The 20,996-nt window shown below is 46.4% G+C and carries 18 protein-coding genes; 8 read left to right on the forward strand and 10 right to left on the reverse strand.

The genetic code is table 11. The annotated features are described in order from the left end of the window. Positions 1 to 16: 16 nt before the first annotated feature. Together C170_RS27825 and C170_RS27830 are read right to left on the reverse strand one after the other, a co-directional pair. Positions 17 to 847 carry a transporter substrate-binding domain-containing protein gene (locus tag C170_RS27825; RefSeq protein ID WP_036616644.1) on the reverse strand — a complete coding sequence of 277 codons (831 nt, stop codon included), beginning with the start codon at positions 845 to 847 and terminating at the stop codon, positions 17 to 19. 40 nt (positions 848 to 887) lie between these two features. Then, positions 888 to 1,616: an amino acid ABC transporter ATP-binding protein gene (locus tag C170_RS27830; protein ID WP_051447440.1), complete on the reverse strand. Its 729-nt coding sequence runs from the start codon at positions 1,614 to 1,616 to the stop codon at positions 888 to 890. 481 nt (positions 1,617 to 2,097) lie between these two features. On the opposite strand from C170_RS27830, the gene C170_RS27835 reads away from it, so the two are divergent. After that, a complete protein-coding gene (locus C170_RS27835) occupies positions 2,098 to 3,711 on the forward strand; it encodes a glycoside hydrolase family 28 protein (RefSeq protein WP_036616650.1) in 1,614 nt (537 codons plus the stop codon). Between the two features lie 152 nt (positions 3,712 to 3,863). Here the strand turns inward: C170_RS27835 and C170_RS27840 are convergent, their stop codons facing one another. After that, a complete protein-coding gene (locus tag C170_RS27840) occupies positions 3,864 to 4,715 on the reverse strand; it encodes an AraC family transcriptional regulator (RefSeq protein WP_036616653.1) in 852 nt (283 codons plus the stop codon). A gap of 257 nt (positions 4,716 to 4,972) precedes the next feature. Between C170_RS27840 and C170_RS27845 the strand changes: the two genes are divergently transcribed. Then, entirely contained in the window at positions 4,973 to 5,434 is a 462-nt protein-coding gene (locus C170_RS27845) for a cupin domain-containing protein (RefSeq protein WP_017691032.1), read from the forward strand. Between the two features lie 151 nt (positions 5,435 to 5,585). Here C170_RS27845 and C170_RS27850 read toward each other — a convergent pair whose 3' ends face one another. From C170_RS27850 to C170_RS27860, 3 genes are all read right to left on the reverse strand, one after another. Beyond that, entirely contained in the window at positions 5,586 to 6,437 is an 852-nt protein-coding gene (locus C170_RS27850) for a DUF4179 domain-containing protein (RefSeq protein ID WP_036616655.1), read from the reverse strand. Beyond that, on the reverse strand, positions 6,434 to 6,952 hold the full coding sequence (locus C170_RS27855) for a sigma-70 family RNA polymerase sigma factor (RefSeq protein WP_036616657.1): 519 nt from the start codon (positions 6,950 to 6,952) through the stop codon (positions 6,434 to 6,436). Before C170_RS27855 ends, C170_RS27850 begins: the two co-directional genes overlap by 4 nt. A 275-nt stretch (positions 6,953 to 7,227) precedes the next feature. Continuing rightward, positions 7,228 to 8,055, reverse strand: a complete 828-nt coding sequence (locus tag C170_RS27860; RefSeq protein WP_036616658.1) for an aldo/keto reductase — start codon at positions 8,053 to 8,055, stop codon at positions 7,228 to 7,230. Between the two features lie 333 nt (positions 8,056 to 8,388). Between C170_RS27860 and C170_RS27865 the strand changes: the two genes are divergently transcribed. Continuing rightward, complete coding sequence (locus C170_RS27865) at positions 8,389 to 9,645, forward strand: DUF445 domain-containing protein (protein ID WP_036616660.1); 1,257 nt, start codon at positions 8,389 to 8,391, stop codon at positions 9,643 to 9,645. An 84-nt stretch (positions 9,646 to 9,729) separates the two neighbouring features. On the opposite strand, the gene C170_RS27870 is transcribed toward C170_RS27865, so the two are convergent. From C170_RS27870 to C170_RS27885, 4 genes are read right to left on the reverse strand one after another with little or no spacing between them, the layout of a single operon-like run. Continuing rightward, positions 9,730 to 10,083 carry a YxeA family protein gene (locus C170_RS27870; RefSeq protein ID WP_036616662.1) on the reverse strand — a complete coding sequence of 118 codons (354 nt, stop codon included), beginning with the start codon at positions 10,081 to 10,083 and terminating at the stop codon, positions 9,730 to 9,732. Positions 10,084 to 10,112: 29 nt separating this feature from the next. Continuing rightward, positions 10,113 to 10,844 carry an ABC transporter permease gene (locus tag C170_RS27875; protein ID WP_036616664.1) on the reverse strand — a complete coding sequence of 244 codons (732 nt, stop codon included), beginning with the start codon at positions 10,842 to 10,844 and terminating at the stop codon, positions 10,113 to 10,115. Between the two features lie 12 nt (positions 10,845 to 10,856). Continuing rightward, positions 10,857 to 11,606, reverse strand: coding sequence for an ABC transporter permease (locus C170_RS27880; RefSeq protein WP_036616666.1), 750 nt, complete (start codon positions 11,604 to 11,606; stop codon positions 10,857 to 10,859). After that, positions 11,606 to 12,526, reverse strand: coding sequence for an ABC transporter ATP-binding protein (locus C170_RS27885; protein WP_370511453.1), 921 nt, complete (start codon positions 12,524 to 12,526; stop codon positions 11,606 to 11,608). The genes C170_RS27880 and C170_RS27885 overlap by 1 nt, the downstream gene beginning before the upstream one ends. A 153-nt stretch (positions 12,527 to 12,679) precedes the next feature. Between C170_RS27885 and C170_RS27890 the strand changes: the two genes are divergently transcribed. The 5 genes from C170_RS27890 (at position 12,680) to C170_RS27910 (ending at position 20,958) form a co-directional block, all read left to right on the forward strand. Further along, positions 12,680 to 13,393 (forward strand): response regulator transcription factor, encoded by a 714-nt coding sequence (locus tag C170_RS27890; RefSeq protein ID WP_036616668.1) that lies wholly within the window; start codon positions 12,680 to 12,682, stop codon positions 13,391 to 13,393. Beyond that, positions 13,393 to 14,775 carry a sensor histidine kinase gene (locus tag C170_RS27895; protein ID WP_036616670.1) on the forward strand — a complete coding sequence of 461 codons (1,383 nt, stop codon included), beginning with the start codon at positions 13,393 to 13,395 and terminating at the stop codon, positions 14,773 to 14,775. The genes C170_RS27890 and C170_RS27895 overlap by 1 nt, the downstream gene beginning before the upstream one ends. A 276-nt stretch (positions 14,776 to 15,051) precedes the next feature. Further along, positions 15,052 to 15,234: a type A2 lanthipeptide gene (locus C170_RS27900; RefSeq protein ID WP_036616672.1), complete on the forward strand. Its 183-nt coding sequence runs from the start codon at positions 15,052 to 15,054 to the stop codon at positions 15,232 to 15,234. A gap of 104 nt (positions 15,235 to 15,338) precedes the next feature. Beyond that, positions 15,339 to 18,749 carry a type 2 lanthipeptide synthetase LanM family protein gene (locus C170_RS27905; protein WP_036616674.1) on the forward strand — a complete coding sequence of 1,137 codons (3,411 nt, stop codon included), beginning with the start codon at positions 15,339 to 15,341 and terminating at the stop codon, positions 18,747 to 18,749. Then, on the forward strand, positions 18,742 to 20,958 hold the full coding sequence (locus tag C170_RS27910; protein WP_051447441.1) for a peptidase domain-containing ABC transporter: 2,217 nt from the start codon (positions 18,742 to 18,744) through the stop codon (positions 20,956 to 20,958). Before C170_RS27905 ends, C170_RS27910 begins: the two co-directional genes overlap by 8 nt. The last annotated feature ends 38 nt before the right edge of the window (positions 20,959 to 20,996 follow it).

Genomic DNA, 20,996 nt, shown 5'->3' on the forward strand with positions numbered 1-20,996 from the left:
CCTATCTTAATTCGGGTTACTCGGGCTTGGAGCCGAGCCATTTCTCATGTAAAGTGTCATATTCCCCGCTGTCTTTCAAGCTTTTGAGCAGCGTGTTGACTTCCTCCACGAAGGCAGTGTCACCTTTGCGAATGGCCATACCATAAGGTTCGCTTGTAAAATTGCCACCAACCAATTGGAAGCTGTTATCCGTCTGTTGCATACCGATGAGGATGATGTTATCTGTGGTCAGCGCTTCGCCTTTACCTGCTTTGAGAGCAGTGAATGCATCCTGATAGTTATCGAATTCAAGCACCTCAGCATCGGGGGCTTTCTCGCGAATATTCTGAGCGGATGTGGAACCTTTCACCGCGAGCACTTTCACCCCGCTGAGGCTTTCCAGGCCGGTAATTGCACTGTCGTTTTTCACCAGCAGGGACTGCCCTGCTTCAAAATAAACATCACTGAAATCCACCTGTTCCTTACGCTCATCCGTAATCGTCATTGTGGCGATGATGATGTCGATGTCTCCATTTTGCAGCATGGGAATACGTGTCTTGGAAGTGACCTCTTTCAGTTCGACCTTGGTCTCATCTCCAAGGATCTGTTTGGCGAGTGCTTTGGCGATATCAATATCGAACCCTTCAACGTTGCCACTTGCAGGATCTTTCAAGCCAAACAGCTTCGTATCGTATTTCACACCGGCGATGAGCTTGCCGCGTTCCTTAATCCGCTCAATCGTGCCTTTCGCCTCAGCATCGCCACCACCGCTCGCTGAAGGTGTATCTGTACCTGTGCTACAACCTGACAATACAAGGGAGAGAATGAGGACAAGCATAAATGATGGCCATTTCAATAATTTCTTCATGAATAAAAGACCCCTTTCAAAATGGAATAGTGGATTATTCTCAATGATGAATCAGACGGCTCAGGAATTGCTGTGCTCGTTCTTCTCTGGGGTTGTCAAAAAATTCAGCAGCTTGGGCCTCTTCTACAATTCGGCCTTCGTCCATGAAGATGACCCGGTCCGCAACTTCACGGGCGAATCCCATCTCATGGGTAACAACGACCATGGTCATGCCATTATGGGCAAGGGAACGCATGACATCGAGGACTTCCCCGATCATCTCGGGATCGAGAGCAGAGGTTGGTTCGTCAAAAAGCATGATTTTGGGCTCCATGGCGAGTCCTCTGGCGATGGCTACCCGTTGTTGCTGTCCACCGGACAACTGGGAGGGGTAACTGTCTGCTTTGTCGGCAATGCCCACTCGGGTCAGATACTTCATAGCTGTTGCGGCTGCCTGTTCTTTGGGTTGTTTACGCACCTTCATGGGTGCAAGGGTAATGTTATCGATGACTTTTTTGTGAGGATAAAGATTGAAGTGTTGAAATACCATGCCGATGTCACGGCGGAAGAGGTTAATGTCCACCTTTTTCTGATGTAGAGGAATCCCACTGACGACAAGTTCACCTTCGGTAATGGTCTCCAAGCGGTTAATACAGCGGAGTAACGTGCTTTTGCCGGAGCCGGAAGGTCCGATAATGACGACGACTTCTCCTTCTTCAATGTGAAGATGGATATCCTTGAGGACATGAAAATGACCGAAATGTTTCTGGACACCCCTAAATTCAATCAAGAGTACACCCCATCCTTTCTGCAACGTCTGTGTGTAAAAGGAATAATAAGGAATAAATTGAAACTAGTTATTTAATCATACATAGTCATCCTGCTTATGGCAATTGGTTTGTGATAAAACATGACATAAGTAATGGGTTCCCTAGGGCTATAGCCAGAAAATATGTTATATATCTGTCATGTTATTAAATGCCTTGTGACGAATCCTGACAGAAAAATGAATCTATTCTCCTAGTTGATTTCCAACCTTTGGAATAGTTGTATAGAGTATACTGGGAGTGATGTTTGATTTATGACTCTGATTAACAAAACAAATAGCATCAAGTTCCACGTGTACATGGCAAGAAAGCTCAACCCTACACGTCATGCCATTGATATGATGGAGCGAGAGAGCGTCCGTATGAACGTTAAGTAAGGAGAGTAAAAGCGATGTATTGATCCCATAACAATTCCATTACATGTAGAGAGGATGATTCTGCACGATGAATACATATCACTCCCCAATGTCGACAGGAGCAAGTGCCCAGTCCGATGTTCGAGCTTATGAAGCCAATTTGCCTGTCATTCCTGTACAGGATTTTCAGCTTAAAGACTATGGAGCTGTTGGAGACGGCGTAACAGATAATACGGAGATGTTCCGACTTGCCATCGCTTCATGTGCTGAAGCAGGAGGTGGGAGAATCGTAATTCCTGCCGGGGTATGGCTCACAGGCCCGATTGTAATGCGCAGCCGGATCGAACTACATGTGGAAGCAGGGGCACTGGTTACGTTTAGCCGAGATTTTGATCAATACCCATTAATTGCATCAAGCTTCGAAGGATGGCAGGTGGTCCGTTGCCAATCCCCGATCGATGGTGATCAACTGGAGGATATTGCGATTACTGGTGAGGGGATATGGGATGGGGGCGGGGAGGCATGGCGTCCGGTGAAACGCTCCAAAATGACCACTTCACAATGGAACCAATTGGTCGCTTCCGGTGGTGTTGTAGAGCAATCCGGCGGAGATGAAGAAATCTGGTGGCCTACCACAGCTGCACTTGAGGGTGGCACCATCGCGAATCGATTGCATCAGGAGCAGGTGCGTGATGTCGCTGCCTATGAAGAAGTCAGAGACTTTTTACGTCCCAACATGGTCAGTTTACGGAGATGCAAACGGGTACTGCTGGACGGTCCAACGTTTCAGAACTCGCCTGCATGGAATCTGCACCCCTGGGCATCTGAGCATGTCACCATTCGTAACGTGAGTGTGCGGAATCCGTGGTTTTCTCAGAATGGAGATGGGCTGGACGTTGAATCCTGCCGTCATGTGGTGGTGGAGAATAGTGTATTCGATGTCGGTGATGATGCGATCTGTCTGAAATCAGGCAAGGATGCCGAAGGCCGTGAACTGGGTCTTCCATCGGAGTACATCACCATTCGGGATTGCACGGTGTATCACGGTCATGGCGGGTTTGTAATTGGCAGTGAAATGTCCGGTGGAGTGCGGCATGTACGTGTGTCGGATTGTACGTTTATCGGAACGGACATTGGACTTCGCTTCAAAAGCGCACGTGGGCGCGGCGGAGTGGTTGAGGACATTCAGATTGAGCGCATATATATGAAAGATATCATTATGGAAGCGATCTCGTTTTCCTTTTTCTATGCAAATCAGGAAGGGTCTGCCCGGGGCAGTGATCTATCTCAGGAGATTAGCGAAGAGACGCCAGTGTTCCGAGATATTCGAATATCGGATGTGATCTGTGCGGGTGCCGACACTGCGTTGCTTGTGAGTGGATTGCCGGAACAGCCTTTGGATGGGGTGATCATCCAGCGTTACAACGTGCAAGCTCGCAGTGGTATCCAATGTGCTCATGCAAAACATCTGCATATCGCTGAATTGCAGGCGCAGATCACTGAAGGTCCGCTGGTTCATTTGCACCAGTGCAAAGGGGCAGAATTAGAGAGCATTCAGGGCAAAGGTGCAGATGGCCGACTTCTGATGGTGACCGGACACGAGTCCGCAGGCATTGTATGTCGTGAAGGCGATGCTGACACAGACGGTCGCCAGATCTCTGTGGGTCCCGAGGTACGAAGTGGTGTGATCATTCGCAGGTAAAAGCTATGTAATAAGGTTTATACAAGTTGGTCAAACTCAGCCGCAGTGGCGTAGCCATAGATCCAGTAATCGTGGTGCTTCACGATATAAGGGATGCGTAATCTCTGGAGCAAGGCTACCCACTCGGCTTTTATATGAAGTTATCTGAAGATCTACCGGTGTTCCTTGCGATAGCGTAGCGGTGTTGTACCGGTAACCTGTTTGAATGTTTTGTTAAAATGAGCCGTATGTTCAAATCCTACCTTCTCAGCGATCATCTGGACACGCTCTTGTGTGGACAGTAATCTTCGTTGTGCTTCCCGGACACGAACAACCCGCAAATATTCGCTAAATCGAAACCCGGTAAACCGGCTGAACATTCGGCTCAGATAGGATGGACTGATATAAAAACGATTGGCTGCACCCTCCAATGTAAGTGGTTCGGTATAGTTTTTATTCACATAAGTGACAATTTCACTGATTTTGTCCTGCATCGGATGCAAGGGACCGGGGCATGACTGCCGGATGTCCTCCTCTACCCGATGGATACGGATCAAAAGTTGGGCAAGCAGACTTCTTACGGCGATCTCATAGTGAGGGCGTCGCTCTTTGCATTCTTGCAGCATCTGCCACAATATACGCTCCATCTCGGGCTGTTCCGCTTCAGGCAGGCGAAGGAGTCTTGAACAATTAAAAGGCAGCAGACCACATATGCCAAGTTCCATCCCCGTTGCAAAAGCAGGAGAAAAACCGATTAATATCCGTTCGAAGCCGGGAATACTTCCTTTGGAGGTGGTATGTACATCGTGTGGATTAATCAGAATAAAATCACCCTTGCGGGCGGACAGAATCTGACCATTCATGGAATACACTCGTTCACCTTCAAGTAAGTAATACAGTTCGTAGAATGGATGAGCGTGAGGTTGTGGCATACCATTCCCATCATGTCTGCGCATATGTTCAATGGTAAATGAATGTTCACCGATTCGGTATTTGGGTCCAATCCGGTCCTCTATGAGACTCATGGTACAGCTCCCCTCTGCTTCACGGATTAACAACGATATCCATATCATAACGGAACATCCATCTTTTTGTAAACGCTATCATTGGAAATGAAATATTTCTTTAATCCTATCGTTAAATACCGAGAGAATGAATTTGGCATGGTACTTATGTGCTGTCAAGGTGACAAAACTTGAATGATGTTTTAGAGTAGGGGGAGAGAGGCGAAACTCTGGTTAAGGAGTGCCTTCAATATGATTTGGAAGGAAGGAAACAGGTTATGACGACACATGAATTATCGCCATTGGTTGCTGCGCTCAATATGCAACCTCACGTTGAAGGCGGTTGGTATAAGGAAGAATGGAAGGCGTCTTATCAGATTCCACAGTCCGTTCTGCCGGATACATACTCCGGTCCACGATTCTCGGCAAGTTCCACGTATTTCCTGCTACACGCACATGAAATCTCCGAGTGGCATACGGTTCTGTCCGATGAACTTTGGCTGTGGCACAGCGGCAGTCCAGTTGAACTGAAGCTGGGTGGCAATGGGGAGAACCCGGAGAACGAGGAAGTTCTTGTTCTGGGGATGGATATTGCTGCGGGGCAATCACCACAGGTGCTCGTTCCTGCCGGCGTATGGCAGACAGCGCGTCCGCTGGGCGATGAGCCTGTACTGGTAACTTGCGTAGTAGCGCCAGGTTTCCACTTTGATGATTTCAAGCTGGTATCCAAAAGCGAATAGGTTTTAATATGTGAAAATCCCGATCCGAGATGCTCAGTGCATCCGAATCGGGATTTTTTTGGATCGAGCGTATAAAGTATGCTGAGGTCTATGCCTAGTTCAGGGATAGATCATTCCCTTTTGAATAAGCATCACTTTTGGCAATGACTAATCACTTCGGATTCTCGTTACTCATCCAGCTGTCCACATAAAACTCCTCATGATAATCCGGTTGCTGAGCGAGTTCTTTGAGCTTCTGTTCAGCTTCTTCAGCGGTAAGATATTCTCCAATAACTGCTGTAAACTCACCAGTGGACGTTTTGAGGAAAGAGATGTCCTCATCCGGATAGGATTCTTTAATTATACCCATCGATTCTCCAAAAGGCATTGATTCTGTGCGGAGAGAGTATACCTTCCGAGGTGTGACCGGTTTGCCGTCGGAAGTCAGTTTCACTTCCAGGTATCCAGGGTTCTTGAATTCCGTTACGGCATACTGTACCCCTTCTTTTAAAACAACTACGAATCCGACGGAAGAGTCGTCTAAAATCATGGAACCATAAACATCTTTCACTAAAGGCTGGGTCATGAAGTCGGCTTTGACTTTCTCTATATCCATGTAACGTGCACCGCTAAAAGTGAAGAGGATGCGATTCGGTGCTTCTTTGTGTACCACATTATAATGGGGTGCATCATTAGTCTGATCTTGCTCGTCGGTACTAAAATTGATTTTAAGCGTATTTTCGGTTGCTTCCGATCCCACAGTTACACCATCTGTAACTTTGCCTCCATCGCCAAATTGCAACACCTGAACAATAGATCCAACCACAGGTATTTTGACCATGGCGTTTGCGACAGTAGGAATGTTGACTATGAACAGAAAAGCGGCACATGCTGCCAGAATGGAAGCGTAGCGAATGATACGGGAGGAGCTTTTGCGAGCGGCAGCCTTTTGCTGGGCTTGACGAATAACGTCAGTAAGTTGAGCAGGGATTTCAATATTTTCGTAACGATCTTTTCCTGTCATACGTTCTCAACCTCTCCTTCAATCAAATAAAATTTTAATTTTTTGATAATACGATAGAATTTGGACTTAACTGTATTTTCCGGTATGGAGAGCACTTCAGCCATCTCTCGAAAAGGCAGATTCACAAAGAATTTTAATATAATATAGGCTCTTTCCTCGGGGATAAGCCGGTCCAGTGCGTCATATAGATCCATTTTTTCTTCTAGCGACGCCCCTCGCTCTGGAGCTACAAACTCCTGCACATGATCCTCCATATAGGTCACTCGCTGGTTGCGTCGAATATGGTCTATCGCTGTGTTAATCACAATTCGTGACATCCAGGAATCAAAATAAGTCATGGACTCCATCTTTCCATAAGCGATGAACCCTTTATAGACCGCTTCGGATACGATATCCAGCGCTTCTTGTTCATTTTTAACATAGCAGTATGCCAGTCGATATAATTTATTTTGAATCTCTGTTATTTTTTCGCTGAACTGTTCTTCTTTTGTCTTTCTATGGTTCAGTCTAATCACTCCTGATCCCCCCTGATCAACCTAAATATTCAAGTCACCGCTCGTTCCAGGCCTGGATTCTATAGAAGTGCTTGAGTTCGCTTGACACTCGTTAGACTGGTGAGGAGAAGAAATAGTTCTAAACGGTCAAAAAAACTTTTTTTCTTTTGGCCCTGAATAGGATAACGAGCCTCGCCTCCATTCTTAACATAGAATAGTTTGCCTATAACATCACATACCAAAACACCCGCTCTTCTAAGATCGAAGGCGGGTGTAATCGAATTAATTTGCTTATATTAGAAGTTAAAGTTGTCTGGATCAGAACCAAATCGTTTATTCTCGTTCAGACTGTTAATCTGCTCTATTTCTTCCGAAGTTAACTCAAAATCGTAGAGATCGGCATTCGCGTGAATACGCTCAGGCGTAACGGATTTTGGTATCGTCACGATGCCGTTCTGCAGATCCCAGCGCAGAATTACTTGTGCGGGGGACTTGCTGTATTTGGCGGCGATATCCTTCAGCAACGGATGATCCATCAGATGACCTTGTCCGAGCGGAGACCAGGCTTCGATCTGAATCTGATGTTTGTTGCAGTACTCACGAAGCTCTGACTGAATCAATAGTGGGTGAAGCTCCACCTGATTAACTGCTGGTTTGATCGTGGCATCGATCATCAAGTCTTCCAGATGGTGAATCTGGAAGTTGCTCACACCGATCGCGCGGATGCGTCCTTCTTTATGGAGTTTCTCCAGCGCTCGCCATGTGTCTTTGTACTTGCCCTTAACCGGCCAGTGGATAAGATAGAGATCCAGGTACTCCAGTTCGAGTCGTTCCATGCTTGCTTCGAAGGCAGCCAGCGTGGATTCATATCCCTGATCACTATTCCATACTTTAGTGGTAATGAACAGATCCTCACGAGCTACTCCAGATTCACGAATACCCTGAGCGACACCTGTTTCGTTGTTATACGCTTTGGCAGTGTCGATGCTGCGATAACCAGCTTGAATGGCTGTTTTGACAGCATGAACGACTTCGTCTCCGTCTTTAACTTTGAATACCCCAAAGCCCAGCCATGGCATTTTGACTCCGTTATAGAGCGTGGTTGTGTCCTGCACGTGTTTCATGGTCCGAAATTCCTCCTCTTATTGATTCATTGTTCCAATATGTAATTACCCTGCTGTTCAGCAGCCAATCGATATCGAAGGGCCGTCTTGAATGATTATACTAAAATCTGCCTGGTCTTGGTAAAGGGAGTGATCCATTTTACGAAGTAAACGCCGCTATTATCCTTTTTCTTCAACCAGAGGTTTGGTTTTGACGCTTGTGGGTGATAAGATGAAGTATACGAAATATGGAAGCCAAGACTTTGTAATTGGAGAGTTTACATAAGAACAGACGAAGTACGGAATCGGGTACAGACCAGACCGTACGACTAACGATAAAGGAGTAAGAATACAATGGCTAAACCTAAACAAACCAAAAAAGCAGCAGCCTGGTCTCTCGTGGTAATGGGAGCAGGATTTGCTGCATCCTTGCCGTTCCAGGGCGTCCCTGTGGGCAAGTTGCTGGTAGGATCATTTGAAGCGGGACTCGTGGGTGGACTTGCGGACTGGTTCGCCGTTACCGCATTATTCCGTCACCCGCTCGGCATTCCAATTCCACACACGGCATTGCTGCCGAAAAATCGCGATAAAATGACGGAAGGTCTGGTCTCCGCAGTAGAGAATAACTTGCTCAACAAAGACAGCATTACCGAGAAAATTGCAGATTTCAAAGCAGCAGAAACGGTACTTGATACGTTGACACGTGAGCTTCACAGTGACGGGATCAAGATCATGATTGATACGCTCTGCAAGCGAATTCTGGCTGGTCTGCCGTTAGAGCAGATTGCTCCGCTCGTAGCACGTGAGATCAAGTCACAAGCGGGCGCCTTTGATCTGGGTCCGATTCTGGAACGGGCTGCCCACCAGATGACAGAGCGGGGTTACGACGCCAAAGCGCTGGACTATGGACTGAAGCAAGCCGAGGAGTGGCTGGTTAAACCCGAGACGATCATGTTTTTGGGTGAAAGCGGCATGAAAGCCATCAGCGGCATTCAGATGAACGGATTGATGCAGTTTGCGATGAATGCGTTCCTGGGTTATATGAACGAGGAGCGTCTGGGTGGCATTTTACAAGGATATCTCTTCGATCGGGTAGAGGATATGAAACGTGAAGGCAGTGCTCTAAGATACAAGGTGCTTGATATGGTACGTACCCAGACGGTGCGTTTGGCAATGAGTGAGGCTATGCAAGATGGAATCAACAGCTGGAAGAACAATATGTTGGAGGGCTGGAACGCAGAGGAAACGGTGCTGAACAAACTCACCGAACTGAGAGACAAGGCGCTCGCTGCGATGGAAGATGGACAGTATGTAGATACGTATGCACTGCCTGCCATTGAGCGGGTACTGGTTGATCTGCGGGCAGATGACGAGTTGATGACAGGCATGAATGCCAAGATCGTAAATGGCGTCACAACACTGCTGGAGAAAAATCATTCCAAAATCGGTAAACTGGTACGCGAAAATGTGGACAAAATGGACAATGCCACTTTGGTTTCGATGATTGAGGATAAGGTTGGACAGGATCTGCAATGGATTCGGATCAACGGAGCCGTTACCGGATTTGTTATCGGGATTGCGCTGACTGCGCTACAGATGGCATTAGCATAACCTAAAAGAGCCACCCTTGAAGTAATAGGGCAAGGCTCTTTTTGTTATGCAAATATCAATGGAGATATAGATACGCATCTTTTTCTATTTAGAGGTTAACTGCTTGGCTTGCCCTGGCAGATCGTCCGCTGTGACCTCTTCCCAGTGTGTAACACCACGCAGCGTGGATACATATAGTTTCAGATAGGCCCCATTTTTGAGTAGCTTACTGGTGGAGAAGCTAAGTGTTTTGGATTTTCCTTCGTCTGTATAGCCGATCAGTTCATAAGCATATCTGCCATTGTCATCCTTGTTGACTGTAGTCTGATTCACAGTGGTATAGTAGGTTGTTTTGCCGGCAGGGTTATCGGGAGTCAATTTAGCAGGGTCCATGAAGAAGAGCCACAGGCAAGTCAGAATAACGAGTACCAATGCGAGAATAGTGAATGCTTTTTTCATGTTCTTGTCCTCCTTTAATCTCGGTAAATTTAGGACGATGCGATGTCTTTATATTTCAGGCGGCGGATCGACCAGGTAGCAAACAGAAGGATAAAGAGACTGTTCATGAAAAGAAAAACGATATTCTCCGAGGATGTCAGTCCCTTTTGACTCAGAACGCCCATGCCTATAGTTAACAAGGAGTAGGGGAATAACATGCCGATTTTCAGCACATACATGCCTAGTCCCAGAAAGACTGCACAAAGGCTGATGCCAATTGGCGTCGCAAAGCTTCTTATCCGGATCGACAACCCTAGTTGCAGTGCAGCAATAGAGATAGCGGCAAACCATCCTCGCAGGCTCCATACGACGGTCTCCATCGGGAACGGACCCGGAATGACGAACAGTTTGCCTGCTGCCCAGTACATGAGCATGAAGAAGGCTTGAGCCGAGAAGATCAATATGCCAACAATGACCAACTTGGCAACAAATAGGCTGGTGACTGACACTGGAGAAGCCAGAATCATATTCCAGTTGCGATTGCTGTGTTCCAGGCGGCATACAAAGGCACAACAGATAGCGATCAGGATGGGCAGGAAGAATTCTCCGTAAAACAAACTGACCTGTGTCCACAGGCTGTACCACCCGTTTTGTAAAGCCGCTTGATTAAAATAAAAGTTAAAGCATCCGATAAGCAGACTGATAATAGGCAGAATGGCCAGTACCAGGCTGATCCGGGAATGCCGAAGTTTAAGCCATTCTGCGGAAATGCTCCTCAGCATGTGTTCCCCTCCTCAAATCTCTTGTCTTGAAGCATGAATATTCCCTGCAAAATAGAAGATGGCAGCCATCAACAAGGCGGCTAAGAAAAGACCGACAGGCAGCATACCCGATACATAGGTACCCGAAGATGCGCTGTAAATATAAGTGACTGGATTCAGATCCATGTAGTAAGACCAGATGAAAAGGTGACGTACACCTGCTGGAAACAACCCCGATGTTGTTCCGATGAATCCGCCCAGCATACCCAGACATAACGCAAAAGCCTGATTGCGTACTGTAAGAGACAACCATTGCTGAAGAGCGGTGATGGCGAGTGTAGTTAGCATTGTGCCTATAGCGAACTGCCCAAGCAGGGAAAGTGGCAGCGGACCGGAAATATTTTTGGATAAACCGAAACCGACAATGAACACAGCTTGCGCAAGGATACCATAAAGGATCAGGCTGTTCGCACATATGTATTTGGCTGTGTAGACATGATTACGTCCGGTGTTGGTCGTCATTAGCATCTTCCAGGTGTTCCCCTTATGCTCCATATCACAGATGCGGGATACAACGATAGCCGATATAATGGGCAGAAACAGACCGTTCATGGAAGCGATGCTGAAGATCAAGGCTTCCCAGCTCGCATTGGCTGCACTTCGGGAGATGGAGATACTCATGGACATGGAGGCCCAGATCATCTCAGCGGCCAGAAAAAGAGATAGCATGACCCAGATCTTTTTGCGGCGGATTTTAAAATACTCTAAGGATAGAGCTTTCATTACAGGCTCCGCTCCTTTCCGGTCAGATCCAGGAATATACCTTCCAGACTTTTCTTGTATTCCTCGATACGAATCACAGGAATATCGTGTTGTACCAGCACCTTATTCATCTGCGAGACTTCTTCGTCACGAAGGTAGTCGAACACCAGTTGTTTGCCCTGGACTGTAGGCATGTAGCCTTGAGTCAAAAGGATTTTTTCCGCCCTTGCCGTATCCGTCGTCTGAAAACGTATGGTAGCCTTGTTATTGGCCTGAAGACTCTGCATGCTTCCCTGAAACAGAAGTTTGCCATCACTGATAATGCCGACTGAGGTAGCAATCTGTTCGATCTCTGATAACAGGTGGCTGGATAGCAGGACTGTTATGCCGTATTGACCTGGAAGGGACTTGATCAATTCCCTAATCTCACCGATCCCCGACGGATCAAGTCCGTTCGTAGGTTCATCCAGAATAAGCAGGCTTGGGAAGGCAAGCAGGGCCATGGCAATACCGAGTCTTTGCTTCATCCCCAGCGAATACTGATCGGCCTGTTTATGTTTTTGATTTTCAAGTCGAACAATTTTGAGAGCTTCATCAATATTTTTGTTCGGTACGTTCCGTAGTCGCTGCATGACTTTCATATTCTCAAGTCCAGTCAAGTGGCCGTAATAAGATGGAGATTCGATCAGTGAACCTGTCTGATTCAGAATGGAAGGGCGATGTTTATTCAGATCTTTGCCAAACACCTTTACAGTGCCTTCGGTAGGTTTGATCAAACCCAAAAGCATTTTTAATGTGGTTGTTTTGCCTGCTCCGTTCGGACCCAGGAAGCCAAAAATCTGTCCCGTCTCAACTGCCAGATTGACCTGATGTACGCGGTTAGTACCGCCATAAGATTTAGACAGGTTATGCGTTTCCACGATGGGGGAACTGTTTATCATTGATCTCAACTCCATTTCACTAATGTCTCTGTTGCTCTAAATATAGATCAGGCTTCTTGCTCGTAGCTGAAGATAACCTTACAATTACCTTAAATGGAAATGGAAAATATCGGATGATTGCCTTTATGATGTATAATAAAAAGGGTGATATCAATGGAATTATTGAAGAATAAGAAAATATTGATCGTAGATGATGAGCCCGAAATACGGGAAATGATTGAACGTTTTTTACGGAAAGAAGGTTTTTTCCGGATCTATACGGCTGGTAACTTCGTGAATGCCTTGGCGGTATGCAGACTTGAAAAGCCGGATGCAGCTATTCTGGATGTGATGCTTCCGGATGGAGATGGGTTCTCTCTGCTCTCTTCGATCCGGTCATTCTCGGACATGCCTGTTCTGTTCTTGTCTGCACGTGGTGAAGATGAGGATCGACTGCTCGGTCTGGGGCTTGGAGCAGATGATTATATGGTCAAGCCCTTTCTGCCAAGAGAGTTGATTCTCAGGCTGATGGCTATTCTGAAGCGGGTATATGCCTCCAATACGGTGGAGAGATTGCCTGTATTTCGTTTGGGTGGACAAACCATTGATCTGGAGAGCGCTGTTGTACAGAGGACAGACAGGGAGCTTCCATTGACAGCTAAGGAGCATGCCATACTGATCAAGTTGTATGAGAATCAGGGCCGAATTGTAACCAGTGATGCCCTGTGTCAAGCCGTCTGGGGAGACGAGAGTTATGGGTATGAGAATACCCTGATGGTGCATGTTCGGCGAATCCGGGAGAAGATTGAGGAAGATCCATCCAAACCGATATTTCTGCTGACGGTACGGGGACTTGGTTATAAATTGATGGTTCAGGAGTCTAGGTAATGGATGGCGTTGTTCGAATTCTAAGAAGGTTCGTCGGATCAACCATTCTGGTATCTGTGGTGCTATTACTATTCAATCTGATTCTGCTAGGTTCGCTGATCTTCAAGGAAATTCATGAAGGGCCTTCCCCTGGTGCGGTTGTGAAGCAGATGGCTAGTGGCCTGAGCAAGGGAGAGCAGGGGGAATATGCGCTGGACAGCGATGGAATGCAATTGCTGGATACATATCAGGCTTGGGCTATGCTGCTTGATCCCCAGGGCAAGGTACAGTGGAGCGAACAGCTTCCGGCTGAAATCCCGCGCTCTTATAACGTGACGGATGTTGCGAAGTTCTCCCGATATTATCTTATGGAATACCCAGTGTATGTGTGGGAGCGTAAAGACGGATTATTGGTCGTAGGCTACCCCAAGAATACGTACGGAAAATACCAGTTCGACTTTTTGGCAGAGTGGCTTAAGTCATTACCTGTTCGGATCATCCTATTATTGGTGTGTAATGTGGCTCTTGCTCTTCTGGTCTCCGTATTAATTGGAACACGGGTAATCCGTAGTATTCGACCGTTGATCAATGGCATTCATGCGCTGGCAAAGGAAGAGCCTGTTCATGTCGAGACCAAGGGTATATTTAATGATCTGTCTCAAAGCATCAATTCAACATCTCGCATGCTTCAGGATAAGGATGATGCTCTTAAAGCGAGAGATGAAGCTCGATCCAACTGGATCGCAGGCATTTCTCACGATATACGGACGCCATTGTCCATGATTCTGGGTTACGCGAGCGAGTTGGAAGAGCAAGTGGATTTGCCAGCTGAGCAAAAACAGCAGGCATCCATTATTCGTCGCCAGGGTGAACGTCTGCGGTCACTGGTCAGTGATCTGAATTTGGTGTCCATGCTGGAGTATGAGATGCAGCCCTTGCAGTTGAAGTCGATTCGACTCTCTGTTCTGGCAAGACAGGTCGTGTCAGATTTTTTGAACAATGGCCTGGATGAACGTTATCCGATCTCGCTTCATGTTCAGGACGAAAGTCTTCAGGTTATGGGGGATGAGCGATTACTGTATCGTGCAGTAACGAACCTGATACATAACAGTATCAGGCATAACCCGGATGGATGTGCAATTGTGCTGGAAACGAGCCGTTCAGCGGAGGATTTATGTTGTGAATTTGTGGTATCTGATGATGGGATAGGAATTCCAAAAGAGTATCTGGACGATGTGGTGGTACTCCCTTATGCCGCAGGACGTGTACGGCCCTCCCGCCAGGGACATGGCTTGGGGCTTCCAATGGTATCAAGGATTGCAAAGGCTCATCGGGGAAGGCTTATTCTCACGAGTGACAGTGGGGAAGGGTTTAGAGCTGTATTGCAGTTGCCTGCTACTTAGAAAAACACCTGCCTTGGACAGGTGTTTAAAACTTTATACATGTAACAACGAACTATCGCAATTTTGTCATCGTCATAGTAAAAGTAATGTTTCTTGTCAAAATGACGCGAAAATCCAAAGAATGGATTTACAAAAAATAGCAAATTGTGCTAGGATGAATATAGGAAATAATTACATAAATTAAATATTTTGGGATTGTAAAGACTTGAATTCAACCTTGGTGTTTAGCTTTTTTTAAGCTATACATATAAAAAAAATTGAATGGAGGTTTTTTCAATGAAACAATTCAATCTCGAAGCATTGGGAGCAATTGAGGACATCAGTGATGATGAGCTGATGGTCATTACAGGTGCGGTATCTGTAATTGATGTTGAAGCAAGCGGCGGTGTATTCTGTACGGTAAGTCATGAATGTCATTATAATTCGGTTTCACCTTCTTCTTGGCTGACTTGTTGTTAATTTTTACTCTTATCTTCGGGCACATAGCTGATTTCAGTTATGTGCTTGATTTTGTTATATGAGGTTTTGGGCACGAACCATCCAATAGAAGGGGAGATAAAACGATGAACATACAGGAGCGGTTACATGACTCCCGGTGGAGTTATGCACTCTACTTAACGGAGAAATACAAGCAGTTTGTGCAGCGATATGCTGCCCAAGTTCCCAATGATCTCTTATTTAGCGAGGAAATTGCTGTTGATATAAATGAAAAAAATATAACTGCTGACGTTCAGCATGGGGACATGCCTGTGGAGCACACTTCCGAGTCGGGAAGGATGCAGAAATGGCTTGAAAAGTTTTTTCAGGACCAGGAGCTATTGTCCAATCGCTTCCAGGCTGAATCCATGAATATGGAGACGGTGCAGGCTATGTTTAACGATACAGGCTTCATGTACGACTTTGTGCAGATGCCCTGGCATCAGGAACTCTGCAGCACATTTCTGGAGAATGAGCATTTGGAGATCGAATATTTTATTGAGGGGAATACGGAAGAAATCCCGTTCTTTGAGTTTTCTAGACCCTTCCTGCAACGATCCATTCAGATCATGACGGACGGCTTGAATGATGGATATGAATGGCTGGACAAACGACGTGTTACTGGGCTTGTTCTGAAGACCGTCTCGGATAAAGTGTTCCACATGTCTGCCAAGACACTAATCTATGAATTAAATAAAGCGAGATTGCAAGATGAATTGAGAGGTGAGGATTCCCGGCAGCGGTATCTGCACTTTGTGAACCAGAACATGCAGTCCAGGGATCAGATTCTCTCCTTACTACTGGAATATCCTGTTCTTGCACGAGGACTTGTCGAGCACACTCTTCGGATCAGTCTGAATATGATGCGTGTTCTGGAGCGGCTGACAAGAGATCGTCGTGAACTGGAATCTTTTTTTGATTTCAAGCTGGATAAGCTGGAGGATATCGTATTTCTCGGGGATTCCCATAACGGTGGAGCTAGTGTATTGCGGTTGGCATTTGCCGAAGGGGTCAATGTCATGTACAAACCTAGGAACATGGCCATCGACACCGCTTTTGCCAGTCTGTTGCAATGGTTTAACGATCAGCGAATAGGATTACCCTTCCGTATTGCCAAATCGCTGGATCGCGCCGAATATGGCTGGCAGCAATTCATTCCCTATGAGGAAGTCACCAGTCTGGAGGGAGCGGAACGCTTTTTTGAACGGCAGGGGCAGTATCTCGCTATTTTGTATGCCGTTAATGCAACAGACATGCATATGGAGAACATTGTTGCTCAGGGCGAGCATCCCTTCTTCGTCGATCTGGAATCACTGTTGCATAATCAACCTTTCAAATATGAGGAGGAGAAGGCACACTATACAGCGCTGGAGAAGACCCTTTCGATATTGAATGATTCCGTGTTAAAAACGAGCATGTTACCAACGTTGGATTCCAACGCTTTGTATCACAGTGATCTGAGCGGACTTGCAGGGGATGTGGATCAGGTACTCAATACGTATGAGATTCATGATAAAAACACCGATACCATGAGAATCCAACGAAGCAAGGTGAGTGTGAGTCGATTTAGTCATTTGCCTTCATATGAACATACACCCATTAAACCTGAGCGATATATCCAAAGTTTGAAGGAGGGTTTCTATCGCATATACAGTGCTATTATGGAGCAAAAGGAGTCATTTATCTCAACAGTCCGCAATGACTTCCATGGTTGTGCTGTACGTACCATTGTTCGTCCGACCGTTACCTATTTTACGCTGATTGAAGCCAGTTCCCATCCGAAATATCTCAGAGACGGGTTGGATAAGAATCTGTTGTTCGACATGATGTGGATGATTGTGCGGCAGGATCGTGATCGTGAAAAACTGGTGAGATATGAGTGCCATGATCTATTGCATGGCGATGTACCCATGTTCCAGACGTTTATCGGTGAGCAAATGTTGTTCCACCACTACGACAACCAAGCGATTGACGGCGTGTTTTCCTCCGATATTTTAACGCAGACCGCGGATAAAGTGCGGGCGATGAATCCCAAAGACATGGATATGCAATGGGAGTTTACCGAGCGTACAATCCAGACTAAATATGTCCTGGAACGCTCATTCGCCATGGAGAAAAGCACGGAAAGCGTCCGACCGGAAATATTGAATGAAACTCAAATACACATGACCAAAGAAGAATATTTGCAAGAAGCCGTGAGGATTGGGGAGTACATAAAAGATATTGCTATTATGGGAGATGAAGGTCTTTCGGTGTCATGGATCAGTATGGGTATGGATGCAGACGAGAAGCTGATCTACAAATCTTCCGAGTTGGGGTTATATAACGGGGTAACCGGTATTGCCTATTTCTATCTGTATCTGAGTCAGGAGACAGGTGACCACAAATATATGCAGATGGTTAATCTGTGCATTCAGACTGCCTGGGAAATGATTCGCAAAAACATCGACAAAAACATCTCATTGTTCACTGGCTACGGGTCGCTTCTCTATCTGCTGGTGCATAAAGCTAACGTATGTTCCGAGCCGGGGATCAACCCGGATACGCTGGAATTACTCGATATCTTGGACGATATGATTGATAGTGATCAGCAATTGGATGTGATCTCAGGTTGTGCGGGCACATTGATGGCATGTGTGGACATGTATACGAGCTTCCAATCGCAAAAAGCGCTGGATGTGGCCGTGCGATGCGCAGACCGATTGCTGGATCTTGCCCAGCCGATGGATCAAGGTATGGCTTGGGTGACGTCAGCGATCAATAAAACGCCACTTAGCGGTATTGCACATGGCAACGCAGGTATCTGTCTGAGTCTGGCTCGTCTATACAGTACTACAGGCAACAAAGCCTATCTTGAAACTTGTATGGAAGGACTGAAGTATGAGGAAGCCCTCTACAGCCCTGAAGTAAACAATTGGAAAGATCTGCGGTTCACCGATGGCAACATGCCGGAAGAACACTATGTTATGTACTGGTGTAATGGCGCACCCGGTCTAGGGATCGCCCGCGTAGGGATAGCGCAGCAATTGAGGTCATTGGGAGCTATGGATACGATAGAGACAGATATCCGCAGGGCGTTAGCCAAGACGATGGAAGAAGGGTTTACAGAAGTTAGCTATTCGCTCTGCCATGGGGATATGGGCAATCTCGAGCTGTTCCTTCTCGCAGCCGATTACTTGCAGGATGAAGAGTTGAAGGAGTTCTCGGTTCAGATGGCAAATTACATTGTGACACAGGTGAGACGTGATAACCATCATTGGAGATGCGGCATTCCGGGTCGTCAGCAAATCCCAGGACTGATGCTAGGGCTTGCAGGAATTGGATATCAATTGCTCCGACTGTACAATCGTGACCTGCCTTCAGTACTGATGATGGAAGGACCAAAGGGCAAGGGGATAAGGGATATGGCTCAGACATACGCTATGGAAACGGCGTCCGCTCAACAGCAGATGACTACTATGGAGCAGTCATCCCATATGGGGCAGCATCATGCCTGAACGGCCTGTATTCCGTCTGCGCCGGAAGAGACAACGCAAAATCCCTGTCAAACTGCAAATGAATCAATATGATTGTGGTCCCAGTTGCTTGCACATGTTACTCGCATATCATGGCTATGAAGCTGATTTCACCGATCTGAGGGAACGTTTTGCAATGCTGGGAAACGGCAGGGATGGTAGCTCCATGCTCAAAATGAAAGAGGTTGCTCAGACCTATCACTTGAAAGGGATAGCCAAAAAAGCGCCTGTTGAATCACTTAACAATGATTTTCTGCCAGTCATTTGTTTCTGGGAGGACAATCATTTTGTCGTGCTTGAGCGGATCAAGACGAGTGGGCACTTCATTATTGTTGATCCGGCTTTGGGAAGGCTGGTTATCAGTACGCAGGAGTTTGCGGAGAAATATTCAGGTATTTTTTTGCTCGTATATCCGGATGAGGGCTTTGTACCCTTGTCCGAGAAAAAGATTAGTAAAGTGGCGTACTTCAAGGATTTGATTCGCAGTAACAAAAAATATTTTGGTTGGACCGTTCTACTTGCTCTGGGGCTGCAATTGGTTTCGGTGGCCTTTCCGTTCTTGATGCAGGTTTCGATTGATGCGGCCACTAGCGGTGAGGGCTACTCGTTATTTCCTGTCCTGATCACCAGCATTGTGCTGTTAACCCTATTTCAGATCGGTTTCAGTTATATGAAGGATATGTGCATCGTACGGCTTCAGGAATTGCTGGATTCCCAACTGACGACAAACTTTGTCTCTCATATGCTCAAACTGCCTTATCAATATTTTGAAATTCGTTCGCGCGGGGATTTGATGCTGCGGATTAATAGCAATACGACCATTCGAGAGATATTATCCCAGAAGATGATCTCTACGCTAATCAATCTATTTTTAATTGTTGTGACCTTCACGTATATTGTAATCCAGTCCCGTTTGATCGCTTTTACACTGCTTGGTGTTGGACTGGTTCAAATTCTTGTTTTTGTATACACACGTAGCAGATTCAAGAAACTGACACAGACCCAAATTGTTGCCCAAAGTTTGGCTGGATCATTCATGACGGAAGTGTTGGAAGGCATCTCGACCATCAAATCACTTGGGATTGAAGAGCGTACCGGGGAAAAATGGAGAGCACTATTCATGCGTCAGCTCGCAACGGTCAAGGAAAAAGCTATTTTTCAGACAAGAGTAAATACCGTGACGAATACGCTGAGTTTTATGACTCCGATGCTCATTCTGCTGGTGGGACTATATCAGATTATGCAGGGGAATATGACACTTGGTATGCTCGTTTCATTCCAGTCCCTGGCCGCGCTGTTTCTGGGGCCGCTGAACTCGCTTGCTTTGATGCTGAACGAGTTCGTGATGGCGGATGCGCTGCTGGATCGAATCTATGATGTCATTCAAGCCGAGGAAAGTAATAAATTCAAGAAGAAAACACCGACCCTCCGAGATGTAAAGCTGAATGGGGATATTACAATTGATCAGGTCAGTTTCAGGTATACGGACTACGGGGAAGATGTGCTGAAAAATATTAATATTACGATTAAAGCAGGGCAAAGGGTCGCTCTGGTTGGCAAATCAGGCTCAGGAAAGAGTACCTTGGCGAAATTGCTGGTAGGGCTGTATACGCCCACACAGGGTAATATCTATTTTGACGGCGTGGTTGTAGAAGAACTGGAGCAGCAGGATATTCGCAGCCAGATCAGTATCGTGCTTCAGGATAACTTTGTGTTTAACAACACCGTGTATGACAACATCAGGCTACATGCAGAGGGTTCAACGCTGGAGGATGTAATGTTCGCAGCGAAGCTGGCGGATATTCATGACGATATTGAGAAGATGCCAATGAAGTATAACACACTGATCTCTGAAGCGGGTTCGAATCTGTCTGGAGGGCAGAAGCAACGTGTCGCTCTCGCACGAGCATTGGTAAGCAGACCCAAAGTTCTTCTGTTGGATGAGGCAACTAGTGCTTTGGATACTGTTACAGAAGCGACGATTGCCCATAATCTGAATATGTTGAAATGCACCCAGATTATCATTGCTCACAGACTCAGTACCATTCGAAGCGCGGACACCATATATGTACTGGATCAGGGGGTACTCGTGGATGCTGGAACACATGATGAATTGATTGGACGGTGTAAATCCTACAATGATCTCGTGTGTGAACAACTGGACGAAACCGGGGCCAGACAGTATGGATGAGGCTAGTGAGGATGATGTTGACGGAAGACAAAAGGCTT

This window comes from Paenibacillus sp. FSL H7-689, assembly GCF_000517905.1.
GTDB classification, from domain to species: Bacteria; Bacillota; Bacilli; order Paenibacillales; family Paenibacillaceae; genus Paenibacillus; species Paenibacillus amylolyticus.